The organism is Paenibacillus vietnamensis, from assembly GCF_020169515.1.
Classification (GTDB): domain Bacteria; phylum Bacillota; class Bacilli; order Paenibacillales; family Paenibacillaceae; genus Pristimantibacillus; species Pristimantibacillus vietnamensis.
The window spans coordinates 28,676-54,423 of record NZ_JAHMHW010000012.1 but is presented as its reverse complement, the minus strand read 5'-3'; the positions used below and the strand labels follow the sequence as shown (position 1 = coordinate 54,423).

23 protein-coding genes and 3 pseudogenes are annotated in these 25,748 nt (G+C 51.1%); 13 read left to right on the top strand and 13 right to left on the bottom strand.

Annotation, left to right across the window (positions count from 1 at the left end):
• Positions 1-45: 45 nt before the first annotated feature.
• The 5 genes and pseudogenes from KP806_RS19695 to KP806_RS19675 form a co-directional block, all read right to left on the bottom strand.
• Positions 46-221 (bottom strand): annotated as a pseudogene (locus tag KP806_RS19695) (VOC family protein); the annotation flags it as partial.
• On the bottom strand, positions 222-1,118 hold the full coding sequence (locus tag KP806_RS19690) for an RCC1 domain-containing protein (RefSeq protein WP_224725455.1): 897 nt from the start codon (positions 1,116-1,118) through the stop codon (positions 222-224).
• 142 nt (positions 1,119-1,260) lie between these two features.
• Complete coding sequence (locus KP806_RS19685) at positions 1,261-1,821, bottom strand: hypothetical protein (protein WP_224725454.1); 561 nt, start codon at positions 1,819-1,821, stop codon at positions 1,261-1,263.
• Positions 1,822-1,935: 114 nt separating this feature from the next.
• The gene (locus tag KP806_RS19680; protein ID WP_224725453.1) at positions 1,936-2,325 is read right to left on the bottom strand and encodes a serpin family protein; all 390 of its coding nucleotides are present in this window, start codon (positions 2,323-2,325) and stop codon (positions 1,936-1,938) included.
• Positions 2,273-2,410, bottom strand: a complete 138-nt coding sequence (locus KP806_RS19675; protein WP_224725452.1) for a hypothetical protein — start codon at positions 2,408-2,410, stop codon at positions 2,273-2,275. The genes KP806_RS19680 and KP806_RS19675 overlap by 53 nt, the downstream gene beginning before the upstream one ends.
• Positions 2,411-2,572: 162 nt before the next feature.
• On the opposite strand from KP806_RS19675, the gene KP806_RS19670 reads away from it, so the two are divergent.
• The gene (locus KP806_RS19670) at positions 2,573-3,523 is read left to right on the top strand and encodes a fibronectin type III domain-containing protein (protein ID WP_224725451.1); all 951 of its coding nucleotides are present in this window, start codon (positions 2,573-2,575) and stop codon (positions 3,521-3,523) included.
• A gap of 194 nt (positions 3,524-3,717) precedes the next feature.
• Here KP806_RS19670 and KP806_RS19665 read toward each other — a convergent pair.
• Positions 3,718-4,008 (bottom strand): annotated as a pseudogene (locus KP806_RS19665) (NAD(P)-binding protein); the annotation flags it as partial.
• A gap of 70 nt (positions 4,009-4,078) precedes the next feature.
• Positions 4,079-5,359: an MFS transporter gene (locus KP806_RS19660; RefSeq protein WP_224725550.1), complete on the bottom strand. Its 1,281-nt coding sequence runs from the start codon at positions 5,357-5,359 to the stop codon at positions 4,079-4,081.
• Positions 5,360-5,727: 368 nt separating this feature from the next.
• Here KP806_RS19660 and KP806_RS19655 point away from each other — a divergent pair, with 368 nt between their 5' ends.
• The 5 genes from KP806_RS19655 to KP806_RS19635 all read left to right on the top strand — a co-directional run bounded on the left by KP806_RS19655 (position 5,728) and on the right by KP806_RS19635 (position 11,264).
• Positions 5,728-6,399: an ArsR/SmtB family transcription factor gene (locus KP806_RS19655; RefSeq protein ID WP_224725450.1), complete on the top strand. Its 672-nt coding sequence runs from the start codon at positions 5,728-5,730 to the stop codon at positions 6,397-6,399.
• 432 nt (positions 6,400-6,831) lie between these two features.
• Positions 6,832-7,788: an ABC transporter permease gene (locus KP806_RS19650; RefSeq protein ID WP_224725449.1), complete on the top strand. Its 957-nt coding sequence runs from the start codon at positions 6,832-6,834 to the stop codon at positions 7,786-7,788.
• Positions 7,789-7,800: 12 nt separating this feature from the next.
• On the top strand, positions 7,801-8,685 hold the full coding sequence (locus KP806_RS19645) for a carbohydrate ABC transporter permease (protein ID WP_224725448.1): 885 nt from the start codon (positions 7,801-7,803) through the stop codon (positions 8,683-8,685).
• A gap of 117 nt (positions 8,686-8,802) precedes the next feature.
• Positions 8,803-10,308 (top strand): DUF3502 domain-containing protein, encoded by a 1,506-nt coding sequence (locus KP806_RS19640; protein ID WP_224725447.1) that lies wholly within the window; start codon positions 8,803-8,805, stop codon positions 10,306-10,308.
• Positions 10,309-10,421: 113 nt separating this feature from the next.
• Entirely contained in the window at positions 10,422-11,264 is an 843-nt protein-coding gene (locus tag KP806_RS19635) for a helix-turn-helix transcriptional regulator (RefSeq protein WP_224725446.1), read from the top strand.
• Here the strand turns inward: KP806_RS19635 and KP806_RS19630 are convergent.
• Positions 11,261-12,853: a glycoside hydrolase family 28 protein gene (locus tag KP806_RS19630; protein ID WP_224725445.1), complete on the bottom strand. Its 1,593-nt coding sequence runs from the start codon at positions 12,851-12,853 to the stop codon at positions 11,261-11,263. The two genes, KP806_RS19635 and KP806_RS19630, sit on opposite strands and share 4 nt — an antisense overlap.
• A gap of 266 nt (positions 12,854-13,119) precedes the next feature.
• Between KP806_RS19630 and KP806_RS19625 the strand changes: the two genes are divergently transcribed.
• The 5 genes from KP806_RS19625 (at position 13,120) to KP806_RS19605 (ending at position 18,363) form a co-directional block, all read left to right on the top strand.
• Positions 13,120-14,379 (top strand): glycoside hydrolase family 27 protein, encoded by a 1,260-nt coding sequence (locus KP806_RS19625; RefSeq protein ID WP_224725444.1) that lies wholly within the window; start codon positions 13,120-13,122, stop codon positions 14,377-14,379.
• Positions 14,380-14,446: 67 nt separating this feature from the next.
• Positions 14,447-15,268: a helix-turn-helix domain-containing protein gene (locus KP806_RS19620; RefSeq protein WP_224725443.1), complete on the top strand. Its 822-nt coding sequence runs from the start codon at positions 14,447-14,449 to the stop codon at positions 15,266-15,268.
• Positions 15,269-15,433: 165 nt separating this feature from the next.
• On the top strand, positions 15,434-16,354 hold the full coding sequence (locus tag KP806_RS19615) for an ABC transporter substrate-binding protein (protein ID WP_224725549.1): 921 nt from the start codon (positions 15,434-15,436) through the stop codon (positions 16,352-16,354).
• A gap of 6 nt (positions 16,355-16,360) precedes the next feature.
• Positions 16,361-17,386, top strand: a complete 1,026-nt coding sequence (locus KP806_RS19610) for a FecCD family ABC transporter permease (RefSeq protein WP_224725442.1) — start codon at positions 16,361-16,363, stop codon at positions 17,384-17,386.
• Entirely contained in the window at positions 17,383-18,363 is a 981-nt protein-coding gene (locus tag KP806_RS19605) for a FecCD family ABC transporter permease (RefSeq protein WP_224725441.1), read from the top strand. Before KP806_RS19610 ends, KP806_RS19605 begins: the two co-directional genes overlap by 4 nt.
• A 105-nt stretch (positions 18,364-18,468) precedes the next feature.
• On the opposite strand, the gene KP806_RS19600 is transcribed toward KP806_RS19605, so the two are convergent.
• The 4 genes and pseudogenes from KP806_RS19600 to KP806_RS19585 all read right to left on the bottom strand — a co-directional run bounded on the left by KP806_RS19600 (position 18,469) and on the right by KP806_RS19585 (position 21,958).
• On the bottom strand, positions 18,469-19,470 hold the full coding sequence (locus KP806_RS19600; protein WP_224725440.1) for a DUF3231 family protein: 1,002 nt from the start codon (positions 19,468-19,470) through the stop codon (positions 18,469-18,471).
• 101 nt (positions 19,471-19,571) lie between these two features.
• Positions 19,572-20,544 (bottom strand): annotated as a pseudogene (locus tag KP806_RS19595) (MFS transporter).
• 7 nt (positions 20,545-20,551) lie between these two features.
• The gene (locus KP806_RS19590; RefSeq protein WP_224725439.1) at positions 20,552-20,941 is read right to left on the bottom strand and encodes a MerR family transcriptional regulator; all 390 of its coding nucleotides are present in this window, start codon (positions 20,939-20,941) and stop codon (positions 20,552-20,554) included.
• A gap of 36 nt (positions 20,942-20,977) precedes the next feature.
• A complete protein-coding gene (locus KP806_RS19585) occupies positions 20,978-21,958 on the bottom strand; it encodes an aldo/keto reductase (RefSeq protein ID WP_224725438.1) in 981 nt (326 codons plus the stop codon).
• Positions 21,959-22,149: 191 nt separating this feature from the next.
• On the opposite strand from KP806_RS19585, the gene KP806_RS19580 reads away from it, so the two are divergent.
• Complete coding sequence (locus KP806_RS19580) at positions 22,150-24,417, top strand: helix-turn-helix domain-containing protein (protein WP_224725437.1); 2,268 nt, start codon at positions 22,150-22,152, stop codon at positions 24,415-24,417.
• A 36-nt stretch (positions 24,418-24,453) separates the two neighbouring features.
• On the top strand, positions 24,454-24,900 hold the full coding sequence (locus tag KP806_RS19575; RefSeq protein ID WP_224725436.1) for a Crp/Fnr family transcriptional regulator: 447 nt from the start codon (positions 24,454-24,456) through the stop codon (positions 24,898-24,900).
• Positions 24,901-25,231: 331 nt separating this feature from the next.
• Here the strand turns inward: KP806_RS19575 and KP806_RS19570 are convergent, their stop codons facing one another.
• Entirely contained in the window at positions 25,232-25,393 is a 162-nt protein-coding gene (locus tag KP806_RS19570) for a hypothetical protein (RefSeq protein ID WP_224725435.1), read from the bottom strand.
• Between the last annotated feature and the right edge of the window lie 355 nt (positions 25,394-25,748).

Here is a 25,748-nt window from a genome sequence, read left to right as displayed (position 1 = left end):
CCTCGTATCATAATTGAGCTCAATAGCAAACGTTTTTACAACTCGTTATTTCTCCCAAAGCTCGATCACCTTCAGGATCTTCAATCCAGATAAACTGTCCAAATTCACTAATCTCTTTTTTCTTTGCAAGAGGTACACCAATATGTTCAAGATGCTTAATTGTCTCATTTAGATTATCTAAAATTTAACATCACTTGTTGTTCTGTCGGAAAATAACCGTTCTAATTTCCAGGAAGTTGAATGCCGTACCAGCCGCTTACATCGCATTGGCCATATTCATTATCACCCACAGCAACCACCGTGCCGTCCGATTTAAGCCCAACGGTATGGGCACAACCAGCCGCTATCGCCACAATACCGTGCCAATCACTTACATCACATTGGCCATACTTATTCCAACCCGCAGCCGTCACCGTACCGTCCGATTTAAGGCAGACCGTATGATTACTACCCGCCGCTATCGCCACAATACCGCGCCAGCCGCTTACATCACATTGGCCGTGTTTATTCAAACCCGCAGCTATCACCGTACCGTCTGATTTAAGACCGATTGTATGAAGATAACCGGCCTTGACCTCCACAATATCGCACCAGCCGCTTACATTACATTGGCGATACCGATTGTTACCCACAGCCGTTACCGTGCCGTCCAATCTAAGACCGATGGTATGCCAGTCACCCGCCGCGACCTTCACAATATCATACCAGTCGCCTATATTACATTCACCGTCATTATTTCTTCCCACTGCTGCCACTGTGCCATCCGATTTAAGTCCAATAGTACGCCGCCACCCCGCCGCAACCGCTACAATATCGCGCCAGTCGTTTACATTGCATTGGTCATACTTATTCCAACCAACAGCCGCCACAGAACCGTCGGCTTTAAGACCGACTGTATGAGCATTACCCGTGTTCGCTGCCATATGAACATTACCAGCCGCGACCGCCACCATATCGCGCCATCCGCTTACATCACATTGGCCATATTTATTATCTCCTATAGCCGTCACCGTGCCGTCAGATTTAAGCCCAACGGTATGACGACGACCCGCCGCTATGGTATGTTTAGGCCACCGTTTCACCTTTAACATCGCATCTTTCGGTGAAATGTAATCCATGTTACCTCCTTGAACAGGACCTATTTTTATATAAATACTATCCTCTATTTAGCGTGGAAAAAGCACCCGATTGTTTTGGACAGCTGCCGGAATATCTTTTTTACTTTGCCATCGTTCCTTGCTTATAACAGGTGGAGTTAGCTCAATCAAAATGATACACTCTTGTACCATCTTTATTAAAACCAGTCAGAATAAACCCATCATAATATTTTTCAATGTATTTATCCTGTAAAGCGAACCATAGTCTGTTCCCATCGAATAATTTTATTATTTCTGCGTCTTTATCTATGTATTCTTCCGAGCCTTTGTGCTTGATATGAAGTGTGCTAATCTGCGTTTCTTTTATTACGCCATAGTAAAGCTGGTACTGCTTTTCTGCATCTTTTGCATTGGAATCTAGATTTACCCAGCCCCAAGTTACAGCTTCTTCAGTAGGGAAAGGCACTGTACCACCGCCAAATCCCCATTTATATTTGTCACCCAACTTATATACAATTCCTGCATCGATGCCTCCATTAGGATTTTCGTAGAAAACAATAATACCATTATTCACCTCATGCTGATGATAAATTTGTTTGTACTTTATCCCCCCGTGTTGAATGGCTTCTTCAATAGATTTGTATCCGTTATTTGTATATCCTGATATTACAAGCAATAAAAATACCAACAAAAGTATCTTATTCGCTTTTCTCAAAAGCGTCATAGTATATTCCCCCATCCTAATTTACAGCTCCCGGATCCCGCGCTGCCCGCGCCTGTCTCCTGTAACCGATCGAAAGTTTCCATAATAAAAACAGGAGCAGCTGCCTCAGCAAACCTACTCCTTACCAACTGTTTTGTGGAATTCTTTCCCTTGTTTAGCCCACAGTGAATTCGCGATGCTTAAATTTACGCTCGGATCCGCATGTTCAAGCACGTATTTAAGCACTTCGTTTCCCATGTTGATGTCTTGGAGGGTCAGACCTTTGAGACCCAGCACATTTTCCATTGCCTTCTTGGTCTCAGCATCAGCGCCGTTATAAGTCATGGCTAATGCGGTCTCAATGCTCAATGGTGAAATAACCTTGTTACCTTTGCCCATATCCGACATCAGCAACTCATGATATAAGATCATCCCGAACTTGTTATTTGCCTGCACCATTCTTTCGTCCACATCATTTGCCGTATACGTTAGGGTTGATGGAGCTGGAGTTGCCGCCTTTTTCATTCCGGACATCCCTCCGCATCCGGTCATTGTCAACATTGCTGCGATACAGCTGATCGTAAGCCATTTTTTCATAAAAATCTCCCATAAGCAATTTATCCTCCTAAACGAACAAAAATACAGCTATGTTGCAATGACGTGAAAACCTCTTCTCGCTCAATGCTTGTAATACTTTTCCGTTTACTCCCATCCCATTAATACCATATAATACTATAGAAACTATTACCAAAAAATTTCTAATGGGGTGTTAATGAACGTGCGCAGCAAGTTTGGTTTAGCGGTATTTATTCTGTTACTTATGATGTTCTTATTTCCATTAGCCATAGGGGCGGCTAGCGGAGAAAACAAGGTTTCCAAAGTTATTGGGCAGGTGCAGGCATCCTCCATTACTGCATCGGGGGCTGAACTCTCGGCAGTTGTCACCAAAGGCTATACACCAAAGCTTTATCTCGGAACGGATCCCGGGAATCTGGGTATTGGCACGGGCTACACTTCTCAATCCGGCAGCCAATATTGGTTTAAAGTTACCGGGTTAAAACCAGGAACCACCTACTACTACCAACTAGTAGCAACCTCGGGCAAAAAAATAGAAAAAAGCGGCGTACTGTCCTTCACGACATTGTCTGAGCCGCTGATCATCACAGATGTCCAAGCCTATTCTACCGGTGCCACCTTCACGAAATTCGAGTGGAGCACCAATCATAACGCCGCTTCGGCTTTGTATTTCGGTTTGGACCCTTTGAATCTGAATCAAACGTCCATGACGGTTGAGGACGGCGGCACTCTGCATCTCGCCTACGCCGATCAGCTGAAGGCGGGTACTACCTATTATTATCAAGTCGTGGCAAAGGACGATTACGGCAGTTACGTTAAGAGCGAGGTCTATAAGTTCACGACTCTGTCTCTGTCCGATCCGCTGATCCTCACAGGCGTACAAGCCTATTCTACCGGCACCACGTTCACGAAATTCGAGTGGAGCACCAATCATAACGCCGCTTCGGCTTTATATTTCGGTGTGGACCCCTTAAATCTGGATCAAACGGCCATAACGGTTGAGGACGGCGGCACTCTGCATCTTGCCTACGCTGACCAGCTAACGCCGGGTACTACCTATTATTATCAAGTCGTGGCAAAGGACGATTATGGCAACTACGTTAAGAGCGAGGTCTATAAGTTTACAACTCTTACCGAAAATAAATAGTGACTGGATCATTGTCATGCGAAAGCACCGAGTCCGTGAGTGTTCCCGGTTCGGTGCTTTCTTGTGCTTGGCAGCCTGACAGGTTTTTTAAGCAGATATTGTATTGTATTCATAGAACAGCCCGAAACCTAGTGGATGCCGCCATCATTTTTTCATAGGCTTCACTTGCTCGTTCTAATGGAGCGGATCGTGTTGTGTTGGGACCGTTCCAACAGCATGGCCCCTGTAGTGTACTGGGTGAATGTTTTTAAATTCAGTTCTTTAACAAGAGTAGTAATCGCACGCTCGTACTGCGGCCAGAACCATGTCGGTCCAAGATCAAAGCTGCCAAGATCTGCCCTGTTAAGGTCAGAAGTGCTCAAGACCCTGCCGCCTACCCGGTCTCTAGCCTCCAGGACCCTGCATGAGATGCCCTTTGCAGTAAGCAAGGAAGCAGCTCGTAGGCCGCTTAAGCCGGCTCCAACAATAACGACAGGATTGTTCATCTTATTTCCTCCTATATCTGGCGTCGCGAACTGCTTGCTTTCGATATATGAATTTACGATGTGATATGCGCTATCCGTTTTCTTTCTGTTGAGAACGAGACCATAATACAACTGGAATCAGCAATAGCGACAGAATTGCACCGGACATGGAAAGTGCCGCATAACTGGATTGCGCGACAACCATACCGGACAGCGCACCGCCCGAAGCACCTCCCAAAGCGATTAGGACATCTATGGTACCTTGTGTCTTCGCACGAACCCGAGGCGTTGTGGCATCCACGATTGCTGCAGTCCCGCTAATGAATCCAAAGTTCCAGCCTAGTCCAAGAAGGATAAGCGCCAGTACAAGGAGCGGCATTGAATCTCCAGGAACAATTGCAGCTAATAGACCGGAAAGCAATAACGTAAGTCCAGCCATGTACGACATCAAGATGCGGCCAAATTTATCAACAAGAAATCCGGTAATTGGAGATGGCAGATACATCGCTGCAACGTGTAAACCGATAACAATTCCTACCTCACTTAAGCTGTGACCATGATGCTTCATATGAACTGGGGTCATGGTCATAATGGCGATCATAACCACTTGGGTAAGAACCATGACGGCTGCTCCAACAGTAATCCCTTTAACATTGCCGCTTTGTTCTTGCACACGAGATTGATCATCTTGATGGCGAACACCAGCTATGCGCTGCTGCTCAGCTATAGCCTTGGCTACAATGAGAGGATCAGGACGCAAGAATAGCAATAAAACAAGTCCAGCTGCAAGATACGCTACTGCGGCTAACATGAAGGGCCCCGACAATGCCGGAGCACCTAACGATGTGGCAAAGTGCCCGGTTACATTCACAAGATTCGGGCCGGCAACAGCCCCGAAGGTTGTGAATACCATGGCCGTACTAATTGCTTTTGCCCGATGAGCGGGTAAAGCCAGATCCGTACCTGCATAACGCGCTTGAAGGTTTGTCGCCGTCCCTCCCCCGTAAATCAACATGGAAATAAAAAGTAACGGAACGCTGTCATAAATAGCTGCGAGGACCACGCCAATAGCCCCTATGCCGCCAGCGAGGAATCCAGCGGCTAAACCTGCCCGGCGACTCAACCGTTGAGAGAGACGGCCGACTAATAGAGCAGCAATAGCAGAGCCTAGCGTAAATAGTGCGGTGGGCACTCCAGAATAGCTTTCTGTGCCCAGCATGGCTTGTGCCAGCAACGCGCCTACCGTAATCCCTGCTGCCAATCCTGCTCCGCCAAACATCTGCGATAAAATAACCACTTTCAATGTTTTTGCATGCAGCTGACGCTGCTTCTCTGGTGAATTCACATATTCCATTACAGGATCTTCAATCATTCGTACGTTACCGCCAAGCTCTAACGGATTTTCAGCCATGATCTTCCTCGTCCTCTCGTTATTCAATTTCCGGTACAATTATCGCGGGTAAAAATCCTTACAAATTGGGCCTCCCCACTGATGTAGGGAGTATCTATGAATTAAGATTACAGACCAATTTGCCGATTAAAAAAACTCAACTATTCAATCGATTGATTGAATTATATGGCCGAATAGGAATGCTGTCAATAGATCACGTTTTGTAATCAATGGATTAATTGAATGGATTGATGTACACTATAACCAGAAATGAAAGCTGTAGAGACTGATCTTTCAGGTTTTATCCCTGAAAAGGCTATTCACTTTTTTATTTGAAAGAGGAATTGCGTATGAATGATATGTATGAGTCTGCAAATACCATTAAAGACGAACTATATAAACAAATAGCAAGAATCGGTAAATGTTTATCGAGCGACAAACGTTTAGAAATTTTGACGCTGCTATCACAAGGTTCTAAATCCGTTGAAAAATTAACGAACATTACGGGGATGAATTTTGCCAATGTCTCTCGTCATCTTCAAATTTTATTGGAAGCCAAGCTTGTAAAATTCACAAAAAGTAAAACTCATGTCATATACTCATTAGCTGATCCTGCCATTGTAGATTTGCTTACTTCCCTATGGCAGATTAGTGAGAAACAACTGCCAGATATCGCAAAACTTAAAAATGAATTCATGAATGAATTAGATGAAGTTCAAACCCTTTCGTTGGAAGAGGTTATTGAAAAGCTGGATACGCAGTCTATTCTGCTATTGGATGTACGTCCCAAAGAAGAATATGACATCGGCCATATTCCTGGCGCAATCTCCGTTCCAATGGAGGAATTGGAGAGCTTCATGCGTGAGCTGCCTAATAATATGGAGATTATTGCTTATTGTAGAGGGCCTTTATGTGTATATTCTGCCATAGCCGCGCAAAAATTGCAGGACAAAGGTTTCAAAGCCTATCGAATGGATGAGGGAATAAATGAATGGCAGCACCATTTTCATACTCATCACTAAAAAGCCATCGGTTCCGCAATGATGGCTAACGGGCAGGTCGAGATGAGCTATGACAACGTTGCTTTGAACGTTCATTTTACAAACACATGCAGCGGCTGCAACATAAGATGCACTTTCGAACCTCCTGCCATTCGATTTCAGACAACAAAATTGTTTGATTAAATCAGTCAATCCCGAAGCCAAGCTTCGGGATTTTTTTGTGTGGACCAGCTGGCCTTTAGGTCGCAAAAACAGCTAAAAATCAGTTTTTTTATGCGATTTCACTTATTTTAAGCCTGTCCAAACCCTGCATTTAAGCGATTTCATTTCTTTGTGATAGCGCCTTCATTCCCTCACGAGATAAGCTGAGTGCAAGCAAGAGCTACCGCCTCCTGCACCTCAAGCCCGGCGGAAGCCCCCATTATACAGAGATCCCGAAGGAGTGAATCATCTATGTCAGACGAAGCCTTACAGCGGTCCATACCGGCCGGCCGCAAGAGCCGGCTCCAGGCTTTGCGCAATGACAGCCCGCTGCTGCTGCTGGCGCTGCCCGGCGTTATCGTGCTGGTTCTGTTCGCCTACCTGCCCATGAGCGGCCTCATTCTCGTATTCAAAAATTACAATTACAACGGCGGCATCTTCGGCAGCCCTTGGGCCGGCTTCGATAATTTCGACTTCTTCTTCTCGAGCATGGACAGCGCAATCCGGGCCACGCGCAATACGGTCATGCTGAACGTGCTGTACATGCTGACCGGCACCTTCTTCTCGGTAGCGATCGCCATCATTTTGAACGAGCTGAGAAGCCGATCCTTCATTAAAATCACGCAAAGCGTCATGTTTTTTCCTTATTTTATTTCCTGGATCGTGATCGGCGCCATTCTGTTCTCTCTGCTCGACTTCGACAAAGGCCTGCTTAACCGCCTGTTCGAAACGGTCGGCATGCAGCCTGTCGACTGGTATTCGAATCCGTGGATGTTCGTCGTCATTCTGGTCGCCGCGAATATATGGAAGAGCGCGGGCTACGGCGCGATCATTTATTATGCGGTGCTGCAGGGCATCGACACCTCTTATTATGAAGCGGCCCGAATTGACGGCGCTTCCAGAGTACAGCTGATGACACGGATTACGCTGCCGCTGCTCATCCCGTCAATTATTATGCTTACCCTGCTCGGCATCGGCGGCATGCTCAAGGGCGATCTGAGCATGATTATGGGGGTTACGTTCCTGAATCCGCTGCTGCTTCCGACGACCGATATTATCGATGTCTATGTGTACCGCACGGCGATCCGTTCCGGCGAATTCGGCTTTGCTTCGGCGATTACGCTGTACCAGTCCGTCTTCGGCTTGCTGCTCGTCCTGATCGCGAACAAGCTGGCCGGCTGGTACGACAAGGAAAGTAAACTATTTTAGGAGACATGTGAAATGGCTAATCAAGAAAATCGGACGCTCATCGTTATTTTCTATTTCTGCATCGGCGTGTTTGCCCTGATCTGCCTGGCGCCGTTCGTGCTCGCCGTCTCCGGCTCGCTGTCGACGGAGGCGAAACTTGCGGCGGAAGGCTATTCCTTCCTGCCCCGCGGCTTCAGCCTGGACACGTACAAATTTATGTTCGACTCCAAGGCCGAGCAAATTATTCAGGCCTATCTGGTTTCCGTAGCCGTAACGATCATCGGAACGGCCAGCGCCGTTCTCGTAACGACGGCCTACGCCTATGTCATCACCGCAAAAGGCTTCCGCTACCGCAATTTTTTCGCCTTTCTGGCGTATTTCACGATGCTGTTCAGCGGGGGCACGCTGCCTTGGTATATTTTGAGCACCAAATATTATCATCTTGACGACACGCTCGCGGGACTGTTCGTTCCATACCTGCTCAATGTGTTCCTCATGTATTTGCAGGCCAACTATTTCAAGAGCATTCCGCATGAGGTGCTCGAGTCCGCCCAAATCGACGGCGCCGGCCACTTCCGCATCTTCTTCCGGATTATGCTGCCGCTCGGCCAGGTCGGTCTCGTCACGATCTCGCTGTTCTATGCGCTGCAGTTCTGGAACGACTTCTACCTGTCGCTGATGCTGATCTCGGACGAGAAGCTGTATACGATCCAATACATGATGTACTTCATGATGGCCAACATCCAGTATCTCGCATCGGGCAACAGCGCGCAGATCGGCGGCGTCGTCGTCGCCCCGCCGCTCGAGACGGCCAAGATGGCGATGACCTGCCTGACCGTTCTTCCTATCGCTATTTTGTATCCGTTCCTGCAGCGTTATTTTGTAAGAGGCATTATTGTCGGTTCGGTTAAAGGCTAGCCCCTGTTATCGCAGGTTGTACATGGTATGATGGAAGCGTGCGGTTTCTGAAGAGACCGGCCTTCCATCCGGCCATTGAACAATAAATAAACAGATCCATCACAGGAGGGTACACGCATGTCAAAGAAAAGGGTATGGGGAGTTCTGTTCCTCGCAACGACGCTTCTCCTCTCCGCCTGCAGCAAAGGCGAGTCCGGAGCTGCCACGGAGAATGCCGCCGGCGAAAATAATGAAAGCGCTGGCAGCGGGCTCAAGCCGGCCAAGCTGAAGATCGTTCTCTACGGAGACGAGTCGGCTCGGATGAAGGAGCTTGCGAAAACGGAGTTTAAGGACATCGTCAAGAAGGAGATCAACGCCGAGGTTGAGTTTCAATTCATCCCCTGGACCGAATACGGCGGCGGCAAAACCGACCTGATGCTGTCGACCGGCGAGGATTTCGCCACCTACACCGATACCAACTATATGGTCAAATCGGTGGCCAAAGGGCTGTACGCAGACTTGACCCCGTATATAGACAGCGCTGCGGCGGATATGAAAAAAACGGTGGACGAGCATTCGTTCAAAGCGTTCCAGCTCGGCGGCAAGCAGTATGCCGTCCCGGTCGGCAACAAGCCGAATTCCGGGGAATTCTACAGCGTGCTGGTACGCCAGGATCTGCTGGAGGAGGTTGGCATGAGCGGCGTTTCCTCGCTGGCGGAGCTGGAGCAATTTTACGATAAGGTGCATGCCGCCCATCCGGAGCTTGTCGGCTACGCCAGCACGGACGCCCGCAGGCTGCTGATGTACGAATATACGGACAAAAACCTCTACTGGCAGAACGACTTCCTCGCGCTCGACGAGTCGGCCAAGGACGATAAAATTATCAGCTGGTTTGAAAGTGAGGAATTCAAGGCCTATACTCAAATTATGAGAAGCTGGTACGTGAAGGGCATCATTCCGAAATATGCCGCGACGAATACGCCGCAGCTGCAATCCGACTGGAACTCGGGCAAAGCTATGTTCTGGGCGGGAACCGCCGCGCGACCGTTCGAAGGCGCCGCTACGATCTCGCAGGCCGTTCCGGACGCCAAGCTGACCAACTACTTCCTGAGTAAGGATCTGCCCAAGATCAGCCGCGGCACATACAGCACCGCCTGGTTCGTATCGGCAAGCGCCGCGGATCCGGAGCGTTATGTCATGTTCTTCAACCTGCTGCAAAAAAACCAGGAGCTGTACGATCTGTTCGCATACGGCATTCAGGATAAAGACTATACGGTCGACGAGAACGGCCGCCTGACGCGCCTGACGACCGATGCGCTCGTTCCCGATTGGCTGATGATGAACAAAAACTTTATGCGCTTCGACAAATCCGTACCCGACGATTTCATTAAGCAGTATAAAGCCTGGGACGATGAGGCGGTCATTTCCAAAGGCGCGGGCTTCAACTTCGACAATACGCCGGTCAAAAACGAGGAAACGAAGATTAACGGCGTTTTCTCCGAGTTTCTGGCCCCGATCGCCAGCGGCTTCCTCGACTACGACGAGAACTTCCCGCGGGCGCTGGAGAAGCTGAAGGCCGCAGGCTTTGACAAATATATCGCGGAATATCAGAAGCAATTTTCGGAATGGTACGCAGCGAAATAGCGTCGTAACGACAATGAGGCGAAACAGCAGCTTTCTTAAGCTCAGTTTCGCCTCTTGCCGCCCCGTAACCGCTGCATGATTTGCAGCCGGATGACCAAGGAGGTACCTGCCAGATGAACGACCTGATCGGAAAAAAACATACTCTTGAGGACGAAGCATTCGCCATCCAGCACATGCGCCGCTCCAGCTCCTCCGCCATGCCGCGCGCCCACTCGCATTCCTTCTATGAGCTGTACTGCTTGCTAGAAGGAGAGCGAGTCTACTTGATGAACGGCAAAGTGTATACCGCGCAAAAAGGCGATGTCGTCGTCGTGGTCCCCCACGACCTCCACTCCACCGCCAGCTCGCAGGTGGAGTATTTCGAGCGGGTGCTCATCCATTTCACCCCGGCCTTTCTTCGCGGAGAAGACGAACGCCTCCTGCAGCTGCCGCCCTTCCAGGAATCCACCCTGCTCCGGATTCCCGGCAAAGAGCAGCCGGAGATCGAACGCCTCCTTGTGCAAATGGTCGCGGAATGCAAGGAGGAGCAGCCGTTCAGCGATCAATATGTGCGCCATCTGCTTGCCGAGCTGCTGATCCGGCTGAACCGGATGCATGCGGTCAGCCCCGCAGCGCCCGGCTCGAACCATCCGATGCATCAGAAGGTGTCGGAAATTACGACCTATATCCATTCGCATTACCGCGAAGCTCTGACGCTGGAGCAGCTGGCGAAGCAGTTCTATATCAGCCCGGCTTACTTAAGCCGCGTCTTCCTGAGGCTGACGGGCATCCACATCGGCGAATATGTGCGGGTGGTCCGCATCCGTGAAGCGCAAAAGCTGCTGCGCACGACCCGATTGAAGGTTCACGTCATTGCCGAGCAGGTCGGCTTTGAGCATATTTCGCATTTTAACAAGACGTTCAAAAAAGTGGCAGGCATAGCGCCCGTCCGCTACAGGCAGACTCACAACTATTAGCTCAACTGAACCGCTTTAACGTCTGCGCCTGCGGTCGCCGTTACGTTCCGGAGCGAAGATGCCGTCTGAGGGTCGCGGCTTTCGATGCGCGCGGATAAATCCCCGGACACCGACAGCATCGTACCGCCCGGCTCCCCGCCTTCGCCGCCTAAACGGATCAGCTCGACGTCACGGCTTTGGTGAAGCTTCACTAGCGGCCCTTCGACCGTGTACAGGCGGACATCCTCCAGCGTCAGCCGCTTGACGTGATGGCAGATGACACCCTGCCGCGCTGCGGCGGTAAAGCCCCGCACCGTCACCCCTTCAAGCGGCATCTCCGCCAGTCCGTTGACGAGAAACGCCTTTTCAGCGCCGTCGCATGCGACATCCTCGATGCTGATGCCGCGGAACACCGGTGTCTCGACCGTGACCGGATAACGCTCGTCGCGTGCCGTTCCCGAACCTTCCACTCCTTCATAGAACAGGTGAAAGGAAATCGCCTCGCCGGCGATATCCGTCATGCGGATGCGCTCAATGACGATATCCTCGACGACGCCTCCCCGTCCTCTGGCGCTCTTGAACCGCAGCCCGATATCGGTGCCCATGAACGTGCAGTCGGTGACGTGCACGCGCCGGACGCCTCCGGACATCTCGCTGCCGATGACAAAACCCCCGTGACCATGATAGACCGTACAGTTCTTGACCGAAATATATTCACTCGGGATGCCAAGCGCTCGCCCCGCTTCGTCCTTCCCCGACTTTATGCAGATGGCGTCGTCGCCCACGTCGAACGAGCAGCCTTCCACGACGGCATAGCGGCAGGAATCGAGATCTAGCCCGTCGCCGTTCTGCCCGAACCACGGATTGCGCACCGTCACGTTCCGGATCGTAATATGCTCCGACGCCCACGGATGCAAATTCCACGCCGCCGAGTTCTGGAAGGTCGGCCCGTCCAGCAAAATGCGGCTGCATCTGCGGAAGCTCAGCAGGTTCGGACGCAGGTAGTCGCGGCAGGGCAGGAAATCCGCAGCCTCGCGCTTTCCTTCGCCAAGCAGCCGTTCGACCCGGCCGGCTCCTTCCATCGCCGCCGCGGTCGGCCACCACATGCCCTCCGCTTCATCGACGATTCCGCCGGAGCTGCGCAGGCGCTCCCACTGCTTCTCCGTCATTTTCCAGCGCTTCACGGGACGCCATGCCTCTCCCCCGCCGTCGAACACGCCTTTCCCCGTAATCGCCAGATGCTCCGCGCCTTCGGCGTCCAGAGGCGACTGGCAGCGGATCGACGGCTTCCCTTCGAACTGGGAAGCGATCAGCGGATAATCCTCGAACCGCTTGCTGAACCGTACGACCGCCCCGGCCTGCGCATGCAGCTCCAGCCGGCTCGTCAGCTTCAGCGGGCCGGTCAGCCAGATGCCCGCCGGGATGACCACCCGGCCTCCGCCTGCGCCGGCGACCGCTTCAATCGCCTGGCGGAAGGCTTCCGTATTGTCGGCCAGACCGCCCTCCACTGCGCCAAAATCCGTTATACTCACCGAATGCCGCGGAATTTCCGGCAGCAGCACCTCCGGCATCGTCCAATACAATCCTGTTATCGTTTCCTGCGGTTTCATGGCCTTCCCTTCCTATCCTATAAGTCTTGTAATTGCTTTTTTAGTATAAAGCAGCCTTTTTGAACCCTCTGCTTCGATTCTTGTCCTTTTCCGGCCGGATTGCACATTCTTGTTCAATTGCGGCCGGCGGCGCTTCCTTACTTGACTTCGTTCAGTGCATAAGACCAACCACAAATTCATATAATTCGGCATAACGAGATAGGGCAAATGATTGGAAAGGGGAATGGATTGCTATCGCAGAAGAAAGAGTCGCATGGACCCCGCCGATGGGCTGGAATAGCTGGGATTGCTATGGCGCCTCCGTAACAGAGGCGGAAGTGAAAGGAAATGCGGATTATATGGCGGCGTTTCTGAAGCCCTTTGGTTGGGAGTACGTCGTTGTAGACATCCAATGGTATGAACCCGGGGCGAATTCATCGCGTTATCGGAATTATGCGCCTCTCGAAATGGATGGCTGTTCCCGTCTGATTCCGGCTGTCAACAGGTTCCCATCATCAGCTGGAGGTATGGGCTTTACAGCTTTGGCCGATTATGTGCACCGGCTCGGATTAAAATTTGGAATCCATATCATGAGAGGCATTCCGCGTCAGGCGGTACATGCAAATACCCCTATTCTCGGGACAACCGTCCGTGCGAAAGACATTGCTCATCCGAACTCTATTTGTCCGTGGAATACCGACATGTACGGTGTGGATCCGGCCAAGCCGGGAGCCCGGGAATACTACAATTCGTTATTTGACATGTACGCAGATTGGGGAGTCGATTTCGTGAAAGTGGATGATATTGCCTCATCTACTCTTTACGGTTACCACCCGGAAGAAATCCTGATGATCCGTGAAGCGATTGACCAGTGCGGCCGTGCGATGGTACTAAGCCTCTCCCCGGGACCGGCACCTATCGAGCACGCCGATTTTTTCAAAGCGAACGCGAATATGTGGCGGATAACAAACGATTTCTGGGATTTGTGGCCTCATTTGGCCGGCATGTTCAAGCGATGCGAGCAATGGGCCGAGTATTCGGGACCGGGCCACTGGCCGGATTGCGACATGCTGCCGCTCGGGCGTATCGGGATCCGAAATATCGATGGAGGCGCAGGGGACCGCTGGACTCGGTTTAGTAAAGACGAGCAGATTACGATGATGACATTGTGGACGATCTTCCGCTCCCCGCTCATGTTCGGTGGAGAGCTCCGAAATCTCGATGAATGGACCTTGGGGCTGATGACAAATCCGGAGGTGCTCGCCATGCACCGGAACAGCCGCGGGGCCAGGCAGCTGTACCGGGAAAACGGTAAAATCGTTTGGACATCGGAGGACGATTGTGGAAACAGATATGCCGCCCTGTTTAACATAAGCTACTCGCCGGCCGTCGTAACCGTTTTTTTGCGGGATATAGACATTCACCAACCGGTAATGGTGCGGGATTTATGGCTGAGGAAGGATCTTGGGCTGCACAAGGAGCAGCTTGCAGCTTGCATTCCTCCTCATGGTGCTAAGCTATTCCGGTTGTTCGCCCCTGAAAGCTGAACCAGGTTCATGTATAATGAAACTAAACCTATGACAAAGCAGCATGCATACGAAAGGACGCGCCCTTATGGATTTCCGTCAGCTTATTTCCGTCATCCCATGCCTGGAGCATATCCAAGCCTATCGTTCCTCGCACCGGCTTGACTGCAGCCCGGGAATTCACTGCTTGCTTATTATAAGGAAGGGGCATGTCACTCTCGTCAACAAGGAGGGTGCTTCCTTCGTATGCTCGCAAGGCTTCGCATGCCACCCCGACCGGGAATGGTGCCGGATTGACGTCCCGCGGACGAAAGAAGCCGAATATGTCTTGCTTCAATACCGGATCATGCCGGAGAACTCCCCTTGGACCTTAAGCGGCCCCCTTAACACGTTCAGTGAAGAAAAAATTCATTATATGGTCGATGAGCTTCTGCGCCAACAGGATATCCAGGAGAAGGGCGGGCCCGCGGCCGGCGATTCGAACGAGGAGGCCGCTTACTTGTTCCGCAGGCGGCTGATGCTGGAGCGTATCTTGTATATCTACATGCAGGAATCGATTATGAAGCAGGCCGCGGCATCGTCTTCCACTTCCGTGGAAGAAACGATCTCCTATTTGAATGAACACTACATGCTGCCGCTTACCCTGCCCATGCTTGCCAGACGCGCAGGCGTGAGCGAAGGCCACTATACCGTCATCTTCAAACAAAATACCGGACTTACGATGACAGCTTATTTGCGCAGCCTGCGGATCGGCAAAGCCAGGCAGCTGTTCGAGCAAACCTCCCTCTCCGCCAAGGAGGTCGCAAGCAAGGTCGGCTTCTCAGACTATTTCTACTTCAGCAGGATGTTCAAGCATGAGACCGGAGTTTCACCTGCGTCATACAAAAGCTTGCATTCGCCAAAATCTTAAAATAAGACATGTCCAATCTAAAAATAAGATATGGTCGAACGATGCGCCGCCCGTTACAATAGGTTCAGTTGATAATAATTATCATAATCATTCATTGTTCGGGAGGAATCTATCACCTTGCTTCGACTTCAGCTCAAGAAACTAATAACACCGGTTTTGATTGGAATGCTCGCCCTCGCTCTTGCTGCCTGCGGCAGTTCCAATACCAATGCTCCGGCTTCGACCGGAGATTCCAATTCTACCCCAAGCTCCGCTCCATTCGAGCCTGTCGTCATCGAGCATGAACTTGGCAGCGTCAAGCTGGACAAAGCGCCGGAACGGATCGTCGTGATGGAATTCAGCTTTGCCGACGCTCTGGCAACACTCGGCGTCCAGCCGGTGGGCGTTGCCGATGACAGCGATCCAGGCCTTATTATGGACGAAGTAAAGGACAAGCTCGGCAGCTACACGTCGGTCGGATCGCGTTACGAGCCGAACATCGAGCTGATCAGCTCTCTCCAGCCCGATCTCATTATTGCCGACTTGAATCATCACAAAAATGTATACGAGCAGTTAAACGGCGTTGCTAAGACCATCGTGCTGAACGATCATCAAGCCGACTATAACACCATGCTTGCCAACTATGAGGTCATTGCCAAAGCCGTCGGCAAGGCGGAGGAAGGACAGAAACGCCTTGAAGAGCATAATCAAATCATTGAAGAGGCAAAAGGCAAGATTAAAAACGCAGACCTGTCGATTCTGCCTGCCGTCGTGAATCCGAAGGGCTTCTTCGCCCATTCCGATCACTCCTACGTCGGCTCGTTCCTGACATCGCTCGGCTTCAACGATCCGGTGAAGGACGAGACGCCTTATCCGCAGCTCAGTCTGGAGCAGCTGGTCGAGACAAATCCGCAAGCCGTCTTCCTGCTGCCTACGGAAGAAGTAACGATTGTGAACGAGTGGGAGAAAAATCCGCTTTGGGACAAAATTGACGCTGTCGCAAACGGCAAGGTCTTCACGGTCGAGCGCCGCAACTGGGCGTTGTCCCGCGGCCTGATCGGCTCCGAACGTATCGTTCAAGACCTGACTGCCAACTTGGGAGAGTAGACTCTTATGAGAGAAACGTCTCCGTATAAACCTGTTAAGCAGAAGCGCCAAGCGCTTCTGCTCTTCCTTTTTGCATTTCTGGCGCTCGCGCTCGGATTTTTCGGCAATTTGAAATGGGGCCAAGCTCACGTCTCGTTGCTCACTTTATATGAAGCCGTGACCTTTCAAGGAGAGGACAAAGCGCATCTCTATATCCAGACGCTTCGTCTCCCGCGTACGATAACGGCAGCTATCGTCGGCGTACACTTGGCGCTGGCCGGATTGCTGACGCAGCTTGCAACGCGCAACCCCCTTGCTTCCCCTCATATCTTCGGCATCAATGCCGGAGCTTCATTAGCGGTTGTTTCGGGGCTTGTGCTTGTGGACGGCCTGTCTTTGTTCGGCTCCGTCGCATTCGCGTTCGCAGGTGCGTCGCTCGGCGCCCTGCTCGTCTGGGCTTTGGCCGGATCGCAGCAGCAGAAGCAATATGTCCGGCTCGCGCTCGCCGGCATCGCCGTACATTTCCTTCTGTCGTCGCTCACGGAAGGCATGATTATTCTGAACCAGCATTCCACGGACAGCATGATGTTCTGGCTCGTGGGCTCGACCAGCGAGGCTGCTTGGGACGATGTTGCGGCTCTGCTCCCTTTTACCGCTGCCGGCCTTGCGGCGCTTACAGCGATGATTCCTTCCTTCCGGCTTCTTATTCTGGATGATGCCGTGGCGGCCGGTCTGGGAGGACGCGTTGCGCTTGTACGCAGTGTCGCCGTGCTGCTCGTGATCGCGCTGTCGGGTTCGGCGGTCGCCATCTGCGGTCCGATCGGCTTTCTCTGTCTGATCGTCCCGCATATCGCCCGGTACCTGATCGGCGAGAAGCTTACTCTGCTTGTTCCGTTAACCGCGCTGCTGGGAGCTTGTTTGCTCATCTACGCGGACCTGATCAGCAAGTTTATCGCATTCCCGTTTGAATCGCCAGTCGGCATCGTCACAGCGGCGATCGGAGGTCCATTCTTCATCTATTTGGCCCGCAAGCAAAGGAGGAACGCCGCATGAGAAAACGAATCGCCATTCTGCTCGCAGCGCTGCTGTTCCTTGTTCTTGCGTCGATATCGCTGCGGGTCGGCGCGGTGCCGGTCCCGCTTCGCGAGTTATGGGCCAGCCTGACACTGCAGGATTCTCCCGCTTCCTATATCGTGCTTCAATACCGGCTGCCGCGTGTAATCGTCGCCGCGCTCGCCGGATTCGGCCTTGCCGTCGCCGGCGTTATTTTGCAGAGCGTCATCCGCAATCCGCTTGCCAGTCCTGACGTCATCGGCATTACGAAGGGGGCGGGCTTCACCGCTGCCATTGTGATCTTCCTGTTTCCAGGAGCGCCAAGCTACGTCCTGCCTGCCGCCGCCTTCACCGGAGCCGTCGGCGCTTTGCTCATCCTCGTGCTGCTAAGCCGAAAAATGACGCTGCCGCCTTCGTCCTTCGCGCTTGTCGGCGTAGCCGTCGGCGCCGTATTCCAGGCCGGCATCCAATATCTTCTCGTGAAGCACCCTTCCGACGTCAATATGGCGCTACTGTGGATGTCCGGCAGTCTCTGGGGACGCGGCTGGGATCATGTCCGGCTTCTGCTGCCTTGGATCGCCGTCCTGCTTCCGGTCGCCTGGCTCGGCTATGCCAAGCTCAATGTTCTTCAGCTCGGCGACGAAGGCAGCGCCGCTCTCGGATTGAACGTCCCGAAGCAGCGCCTACTGCTGCTGCTTATTGCCATTGGCCTTACCGGCAGCTCCGTTGCCGCCGTCGGCTCGATCGGCTTCATCGGCTTGATCGCGCCGCATATGGCAAGGCTGCTAGTCGGCGGGCGCCATCAATGGCTCCTGCCGCTCGCAGCCCTGATCGGCGCCGATCTGATGCTTATCGGCGATATCGCAGGCCGCGTGCTCATTATTCCGCGCGAAGTACCCGTTGGTATTACGACGGCCGTTATCGGCGCGCCATATTTTATCTATTTGCTGAGGCGAGAAAGACTGAAAGCAGCATAGTTTGCTGAATGCACAAAGGCGGGTAACCCGATCAATCAGGTTAACCTGCCTTTTCTGCGATGCTGCTAATGGGATGATCGATCCCTTAATGTGCACAATCATAGCTTATTCTGTAACCAGCTTTTCCCGATTGATTGTTTCCGGAGGTTGCTCCATCCATCCATGATCGATCAAGATATTGGCACCATCTTCTGCGTATAATGAAACATCCAATTGACATTTTCCATACAAGACACTTAGATCCCTTCTTCCGCTAAGTGACGCGCCATAGGCATATTCTCTTATTTTCATGGAGAACATGTCAATTTTATGAAAAACCATTAGTTTTTCCGAGAAAGGAGGCACGGTAGAGGAGGTGACCAAATGATCTAAAAGGGATGGCGAGGGCAAGTTATCTTTAGTCAGCTTTTCCGAAAATTTTTCGATATGTTTTTGATTAAGCTGCTCCCCGCGTTCTAAGTACTTTTTGATTTTTTCATTTTTTGCTCCTTGGCGAAAACCAATAATAAGAGCTTTACTTGTGATATCGTTGTTAATGTTTCCGTACAGATGTGCAGTTTCTAACCCATTCAGTGATCTTACATCACCAAAAAAACCTTTCAAAAAGCTTTGATTGGTAACAAAATCGACACTCTTAGGGGGCTGGATAATAGGTGCATTCATTAGCGCGTCTTTCGCCATCAAGGCATCATTGACATCACTCATCAATTTGGCCGTAGCGTCAAGAGCACTCATAAAAAAATCCCTAACATCTTTCCTGGTCACCAAAGGGATAGCTACGCTATAAATGCTCATCCCCGCTTTGCCCAAATATTGCAAGTAATGAAGATAGAATTCATCCTGAAATAGTCTGGGTGCCTCCAGGTTAACATCGTCGTCAGTAAACCCGATGGGCACTGGAAAGTTCGCTTGGTTAAATATTGTTTCAACTTCTTGTATATAGGCTTTGCATAACCCCAAGGCATATTTTAAAACGTTTTTAATATCTCTGTCGTCTACCTGTTCAAGAAAGTAACTAAGCATACATTTGCCCATCGTGTTCCCGACATAAGCTGCCCAAAGCTTACCCATTTCCGCTGATGTCAGCTGTGATTTATCCGTTACCATTTCACACCCCGCATACTTATTGATAAAGTTACTTTACCCAGATGTAACTAAAAAAATAAAATAAACCCTCCCGAACGGGAAGGTTTTTTGAAGACTAAAAATTACAAAGCAGATTTTCTGGCTGTATCCGCCTTATGGCGGGTTGCCGTCTGATTGATAATGCTTGAAGATCGTTTCATAAAAAACAGGAACAACAGCAATGACATGCCGACCGACACGGCACTTGCCGTGAACAGGAGCGGATAGCCCGCATGCTGGGAAACCCAACCGAGGAGGATGGCCCCCATCCCGATGCCGAGGTCGGTAGCCGTTAATAAAGTGGCATTGGCCACCCCTCTCCTGTCCGGATGGGCCAGACGAATCGTTGCCGCTTGAAGAGCCGGCTGCGCCGAACCGAAGCCGATTCCGAACAGGAACGCCGCAGCAAGAACGCCGAGCAATCCGGTCGAAACGGCTAATACGAGCAAAGCGGCAATCGTAATCGCCAGGCCCGGTAAAATAACAAACGACTCACCGTACCGGTCCGAAAGCTTACCTGCTACCGGGCGAATCAGAGCAAGCGTTGCGGCATAGGCCAGGAAGAAAGCGCCGGAATTGACCCCGATCGAGCTTGCGAACAGCGGGACAAAGGCGGTGATGCCACCATAAGCGATGGTCAGCAAAAAGACCGATGAAGCCACAGGCATAACCGAAGCTTCGAAAAATTCAATTTTCCCCGCACGCGGCCGCGGACGGAAAGGCTGCTTTGCCCCAAACGCGAGGATCAGCGCCGTGACAGAGAAGCCGCAAGCAGCCAGAAATAAAGCTTTATACGACAGTTGCTCCGGCAAAAAGAAGCAGCCCCCAGACCATAAACGGGCGTCTGCCGAACCGGTCCAGCAGACCGCCGACAATCGGACGAATGACGACGGCCGACAGCATAAAGGCGCCTACCGCCATGCCAACCTCGGCTTCGCTGCCGCCGATCCGCTTGATGTACAGCGGCAGCGTCGGCAGAAGCAAATAAAAGCCTGTGAACAGGAACAGCATCCCCGCGGTCATCAGAATAAACGGCTTCGTCCAAAGGCGTTCCATTATTCCCTCATTCTTCCGGTTTTTGTAATGTTTTTTTCGCTGCGAGGATGGTTTGCTCGTATCGGTCGATTTTGTCATTCATGCGCTCCATCATTTTTTGCATCTCCTCGATCCGCAGCATCAGCTGATTCCGCTGCTCGATCAGGAGATCCTTCCTCGCCAGAACGGTTGCATCCCCTTGTTGAAACAGACTGACATATTCGATCAGCACCTCAACGGGAAGACCGGCGCTTCTCATGCATTTGATAAACTCGACCCATCTGCAGTCTTCCTCCGTGTAATCCCGGATGCCGCTTTTATTGCGGTTCACGCGGGGGATTAGCCCGACGCGTTCATAATAGCGGAGCGTATCTTGGGAAAGCTCAAATTTTCGGCTTACTTCCGCAATCGTGCACATAAGAGGCCTCCTTTCTTTGAAATTGAAAAATGGCGATTACTGGGGACCGACTACCCGGTGAGGGACATACGGTTCTTCCAGCGACGCAATCTCTTCAGGCGTCAGCTTAATCGAAAGAGCGGCAACCGCCTCATCAAGATGCGAATTTTTTGTAGCTCCGATGATAGGGGCTGTTACCGGCTCCTTCTGCAGCAGCCAGGCAAGCGCAATTTGAACGCGGGAAACGCCGTGCTGTTCTGCGATTGCCGCGACCCGCTCCACGATTAACCGGTCCGTATCTTCAGTCGCACCGTATTTTGATTTCGCAACCTGGTCGGTTTCGGAGCGATGCGTCGTTTCCTGCCAATCGCGCGTTAATCTTCCGCCGGCCAGCGGGCTGTACGGAATGACGCCGATTTTTTCTTCTTTGCACAAAGGCAGCATTTCTCTTTCCTCTTCCCGGTAGATCAGGTTTAAATGATTTTGCATCGATACGAACCGGGTCCATCCATGCTTCTCCGCCACATGCAGCGCCTTTAGAAACTGCCAGGCATACATGGCAGAAGCTCCGATGTATCTTGCCTTGCCCGCCTTCACCACATCATGCAGAGCTTCCATCGTCTCTTCAATAGGAGTATGGTAATCCCAGCGGTGAATTTGGTACAGATCGACATAATCGGTTCCCAGCCGCTTCAGACTTTTATCAATCTCGCTCATGATGGCCTTGCGGGAAAGTCCGGCGCCGTTAGGGCCTTGATGCATGCGGAAATGAACCTTCGTCGCGATGACGATTTCATCCCGGTTGGCATACTCCTTTAAAGCCCGTCCGACGATTTCCTCGCTTGTCCCGTCCGAATACACATTGGCCGTATCAAAAAAATTGATGCCCATCTCCAGAGCTTTTCGGATGACAGGGCGGCTGCGATCCTCATCGAGCACCCATGGATGAACCCAGCGCTCCGCTACGCCAAAGCCCATACAGCCGAGACAAAGCCGCGACACATCCAGGCCGGTATTTCCAAGCTTCACATATTCCATTTGTCATTCACTCCTTAGGCTTCTCTTTTCATCAGGCATGAAAGAAGTGTACCTCTTGGAGTTAACTCCAAGTCAACCCTCATTCTCAAATTTGTTTACCGCCACGGCCTTTCCTTCCGCAAAGTTTGTGGCTAATTGCAGTCTATTCCTGTAAAATTAAACGATAAAGGGTACATTGATTTGGAGGCACTATGAGATTTCAATCCCAGTCCTATTTATTGAAGCTTATGTTATTTTCGCTCCTGATCGGCACCCTGCCGGTCATTCTGCTCGGCACTTTTGCCTATTACAATTCCTCCCAAGCCATACAGGAGAAGGTTAACGAAGGCAATAAGCAGCTTATGCAGGAAATGCAGATGCGCGTCGAGCAAACGCTTAAGACGATTGACAATTCGGCCACGCAGCTGCTGCAGTCGCCCGTCGTCACCGGCGCATTCGATAAAGCGATAAGCAATCAGGATTTTGAAATGGTGCACGAGCTGTATAAAGGAATATCGCTAATTCAAACCTACGAGCTTGGCATCGAGGACGTTTTTCTGTTCAGCCTGAGCAAGAAATGGATGGTCTCGGGCACAGGATTGAACGAATACAGCTCCCCTGACTTCCTGCCGAAGCTGGAAACCTTCTCGGGCATCCCGCTCGGCTCCTTCTGGACAAGCGGACCGGAGGATGAGGCTAATTCGTACCAGTCCGTATATTTTGTGAAAAAATATCCTTTTAATGCCGTTAATCCAAAGGGAATCATCTGCATTGTGCTGTCGTCCGACCTCATGAAGGAGCTGGTCGCGTTTGAGAACGGGAAGCTCGGCAGCGCATTCATTTTGGACCGGAATTTCCATATCATCGATCATAGCGACCGATCACAGCTGGGAAGAAGCATGACGGAGCAGGCTTACTTAAAGCCCCTTCTCGAATCGAAGACCTCTTCCGGCCAATATGCCGCCAAGGTGGACGGCAAAACGGTGACCGTTACGTACCGCAAGTCCGCCTACAACGGCTGGAGCTATGTGTCCGTCGCTTCTGACGCACAAGTGAATGCACAAAATAAAATGATCGGCTGGATTACGCTGTTCGTATGTATGGGCATCATGCTGGTCACGCTCATTCTGGCCTGGTTCGGATCGAAGAAGATGTACAGTCCGATTCAATCCATCTATACCGCTCTCAACAGCATTCCCGCTGCGGAGGAGGATGAGAAGCCGCATGGCGAGCTTCAAGTGATCGGGGACCGGGTCAACTATTTGATCAAAAATCAATCCCTGATTTTGAATGAGCTCAAGGGACAGCAGGTTCAGCTCAAGGAATTTTTTATGCACAAATTGTTTAGCGGTGCCATCCCTCCTGCGGAATTCGAGGAGAAATTAGGCCTGTACGGGTTGGATAAGCCGTGGCCTTCCATGTGCGTGCTCGCGATCCAAATCGATACGTTGAAGGATACCCGATATGAAGAATCGAACCGGGACCTGCTTATGTTCGCCATCAGCAACATCGTCGGCGAGCTTGTGCTGGCCGAACAAAGGCTGGTGCCGATCGTCACTTCGGATTTCCAGGTGACGCTGATCGGCTCCTCGAAGGAAGAGAAGGACTTTAAGGAGCATATGTTCACCCTGTCCGACGAGATCCAATCGGCGGTATCCCAGTACCTGGAGATCAAAGTAAGCATCGGAATCAGCCGTCCGTTCAGCTCCTTGGCGGAAACCCAGCAGGCTCTGTATGAAGCCATGACCTCGCTCAAGTACAGGGCGGGACTTGGGCAGGAATCGATCTTGTTCATTGAGGACGTACAGCCGCAGAAGAGCAATTTCAATCATTTTCCGCATGAAGAAGAGCAGGCGCTGTTCGATGCGATCCGTGCAGGGGATGCCGGGCAATCGGAGCTGGCCTTGAAGCATTTCCTCGGCGAGCTGTTCCAGCCCCGCGCGCAGCAGCAGGACTATCAGTTGTCCCTGCTGCGGCTTCTGGTCGACTTTCTTAAATTCGGGCAGGAATTGTCTATTCCAATGGACCGGATCGCGGAGGATGAAGCCTCTTTCATTCAAGCTCTGTTCAAGCTCCGGAACGTGAAGGAGATGGAGCAGTGGTTCTGGTCGACCTTTGTTCTACCTTACACCCAAGAGCTGGGCAACCGCAGGGAGTCGCAATTCAAGCATATTTCGGAAGCGGTCATCGATATGATTCAGCGGGAATTTGATTCGGAGCTGACGCTGGAAAGCTGCTCGGCCCGCATTAATTATCATCCCCACTATGTGAGCCGCGTGTTCCGTCAGGAAACCGGCATCAACTTCGGGGACTATTTAACGCAGTATCGAATGGATATGGCGAGGAAATGGCTGAAGGAGACCGATATGAAAATTGCGGAAATCGCCGAGCGGTTACAGTACAATAACTCGGCCAACTTTATTCGCTCCTTCCGCAAAATTACGGGCATGACGCCCGGACAATACCGTGAAGAGGGGTAATGGGTGCGCGGTACAGCATATTGGAGGTATCGTGAAATGAATAAATTATGGTATTTATCGCAAATCAGTTTGTTCGAGGCATTGACCATGGAGGAATTGCAGGAAATTGAACGGATGACGCCGATGACCACAATCGGCCGGGGCGAGCTGATTCAAACTCCTTACACTTTCAGAGAAGGATTATTCCTATTAAAGGATGGTAAACTTAAGTTGTACAAAATAAAACCGGAAGGGAAGCAGTTTATCGTCAGTATTTTGGGCGCGGGGAACGTTTTCGGCGAAATTGATTCCTTCTCACTCGGAACCAATGATACGTTTATTGAAACGTATCATAAAATCGATATGCCGCTCAGTCATCAGGAAATTGCCAATATGATCGGCTCGACACGGGAAACAGTTACGACCGTATTAAACGAGTTGTCGAAAGACGGTGTGATCAAAACCGGCCGCATGTCCGTTCACATCAATCTGAATCATCGCTAAACAAGAAGCTCGTATTCCCGACAAGGGTAGTGCGAGCTTCTTGCATGATCGATTATGTTTTTTGGGCAACCATCTTGAAGGTGATGCCCGTATCAATCCATACAGGAGATGAATAGCAAGACTCATCAGCATCGCGGCTGAGCCGCCGGTGCCTGCATTTCCACAAGCGTTTGCAGTCCCGCAAGCGCCGGCGCCGCTTGTCAACATCGGCATAAGAACGAGCGGACCGATGACCCAGATAATAACACCGAAAATGGCTCCGGTGATTGCCGGATGGAACTTGATCAATCGACAAATACGGCAAATGCAACGCCAAAGATCAAGCTGATGATCATGTGAATGACGAATCCGACAAAGACTGAATGACTGCCGACCATAGATGCAATTCCGGACATTGACCCATCATCCCCATCGGAATGGCCATAATCAAACCGTCGACCAAACTTCCGATGATCCCCGCCTTGGAGCTGAACTTACGTTTTGTTTCTGTCATGAATTGGCCTCCCTGTTATAATTGATATCGACAAGGCAAGTATAACTGAGTCAAAAATCACAAGTATGTAAGATGGCTTACATAACGATTTTTTTAATTTTGATAGGATATGTGATAGGAAATGATGACAATGGAAGCGGCGGATAAGGAGCGTGTTAAGTCTTGAATTTAAAAAAAGTTTTTAGACGTTTGATTTTATTGGGGGGATCCTGCTTTATTGGGTTTGCAGGAGGTATGGCATCCGGCTCATGTTTATTTCGATGATAAGTTGTCAAGGCAGGCAGATTAGTGGCTTTTGCTGCATACCTTGCAGATGCCGTTATTTCCTTTGGTCGCCACAGCATAGTGGCTGATT

Excerpts from the sequence above, each read along its gene's own strand:
- KP806_RS19690 (WP_224725455.1), bottom strand. The coding sequence starts at position 1,118 with ATGGATTACATTTCACCGAAAGATGCGATGTTAAAGGTGAAACGGTGG.
- KP806_RS19685 (WP_224725454.1), bottom strand. The coding sequence starts at position 1,821 with ATGACGCTTTTGAGAAAAGCGAATAAGATACTTTTGTTGGTATTTTTA.
- KP806_RS19680 (WP_224725453.1), bottom strand. The coding sequence starts at position 2,325 with ATGAAAAAGGCGGCAACTCCAGCTCCATCAACCCTAACGTATACGGCA.
- KP806_RS19675 (WP_224725452.1), bottom strand. The coding sequence starts at position 2,410 with ATGGGAGATTTTTATGAAAAAATGGCTTACGATCAGCTGTATCGCAGC.
- KP806_RS19670 (WP_224725451.1), top strand. The coding sequence starts at position 2,573 with ATGAACGTGCGCAGCAAGTTTGGTTTAGCGGTATTTATTCTGTTACTT.
- KP806_RS19660 (WP_224725550.1), bottom strand. The coding sequence starts at position 5,359 with ATGATTGAAGATCCTGTAATGGAATATGTGAATTCACCAGAGAAGCAG.
- KP806_RS19655 (WP_224725450.1), top strand. The coding sequence starts at position 5,728 with ATGAATGATATGTATGAGTCTGCAAATACCATTAAAGACGAACTATAT.
- KP806_RS19650 (WP_224725449.1), top strand. The coding sequence starts at position 6,832 with ATGTCAGACGAAGCCTTACAGCGGTCCATACCGGCCGGCCGCAAGAGC.
- KP806_RS19645 (WP_224725448.1), top strand. The coding sequence starts at position 7,801 with ATGGCTAATCAAGAAAATCGGACGCTCATCGTTATTTTCTATTTCTGC.
- KP806_RS19640 (WP_224725447.1), top strand. The coding sequence starts at position 8,803 with ATGTCAAAGAAAAGGGTATGGGGAGTTCTGTTCCTCGCAACGACGCTT.
- KP806_RS19635 (WP_224725446.1), top strand. The coding sequence starts at position 10,422 with ATGAACGACCTGATCGGAAAAAAACATACTCTTGAGGACGAAGCATTC.
- KP806_RS19630 (WP_224725445.1), bottom strand. The coding sequence starts at position 12,853 with ATGAAACCGCAGGAAACGATAACAGGATTGTATTGGACGATGCCGGAG.
- KP806_RS19625 (WP_224725444.1), top strand. The coding sequence starts at position 13,120 with ATGGGCTGGAATAGCTGGGATTGCTATGGCGCCTCCGTAACAGAGGCG.
- KP806_RS19620 (WP_224725443.1), top strand. The coding sequence starts at position 14,447 with ATGGATTTCCGTCAGCTTATTTCCGTCATCCCATGCCTGGAGCATATC.
- KP806_RS19615 (WP_224725549.1), top strand. The coding sequence starts at position 15,434 with ATGCTCGCCCTCGCTCTTGCTGCCTGCGGCAGTTCCAATACCAATGCT.
- KP806_RS19610 (WP_224725442.1), top strand. The coding sequence starts at position 16,361 with ATGAGAGAAACGTCTCCGTATAAACCTGTTAAGCAGAAGCGCCAAGCG.
- KP806_RS19605 (WP_224725441.1), top strand. The coding sequence starts at position 17,383 with ATGAGAAAACGAATCGCCATTCTGCTCGCAGCGCTGCTGTTCCTTGTT.
- KP806_RS19600 (WP_224725440.1), bottom strand. The coding sequence starts at position 19,470 with ATGGTAACGGATAAATCACAGCTGACATCAGCGGAAATGGGTAAGCTT.
- KP806_RS19590 (WP_224725439.1), bottom strand. The coding sequence starts at position 20,941 with ATGTGCACGATTGCGGAAGTAAGCCGAAAATTTGAGCTTTCCCAAGAT.
- KP806_RS19585 (WP_224725438.1), bottom strand. The coding sequence starts at position 21,958 with ATGGAATATGTGAAGCTTGGAAATACCGGCCTGGATGTGTCGCGGCTT.
- KP806_RS19580 (WP_224725437.1), top strand. The coding sequence starts at position 22,150 with ATGAGATTTCAATCCCAGTCCTATTTATTGAAGCTTATGTTATTTTCG.
- KP806_RS19575 (WP_224725436.1), top strand. The coding sequence starts at position 24,454 with ATGAATAAATTATGGTATTTATCGCAAATCAGTTTGTTCGAGGCATTG.
- KP806_RS19570 (WP_224725435.1), bottom strand. The coding sequence starts at position 25,393 with ATGACAGAAACAAAACGTAAGTTCAGCTCCAAGGCGGGGATCATCGGA.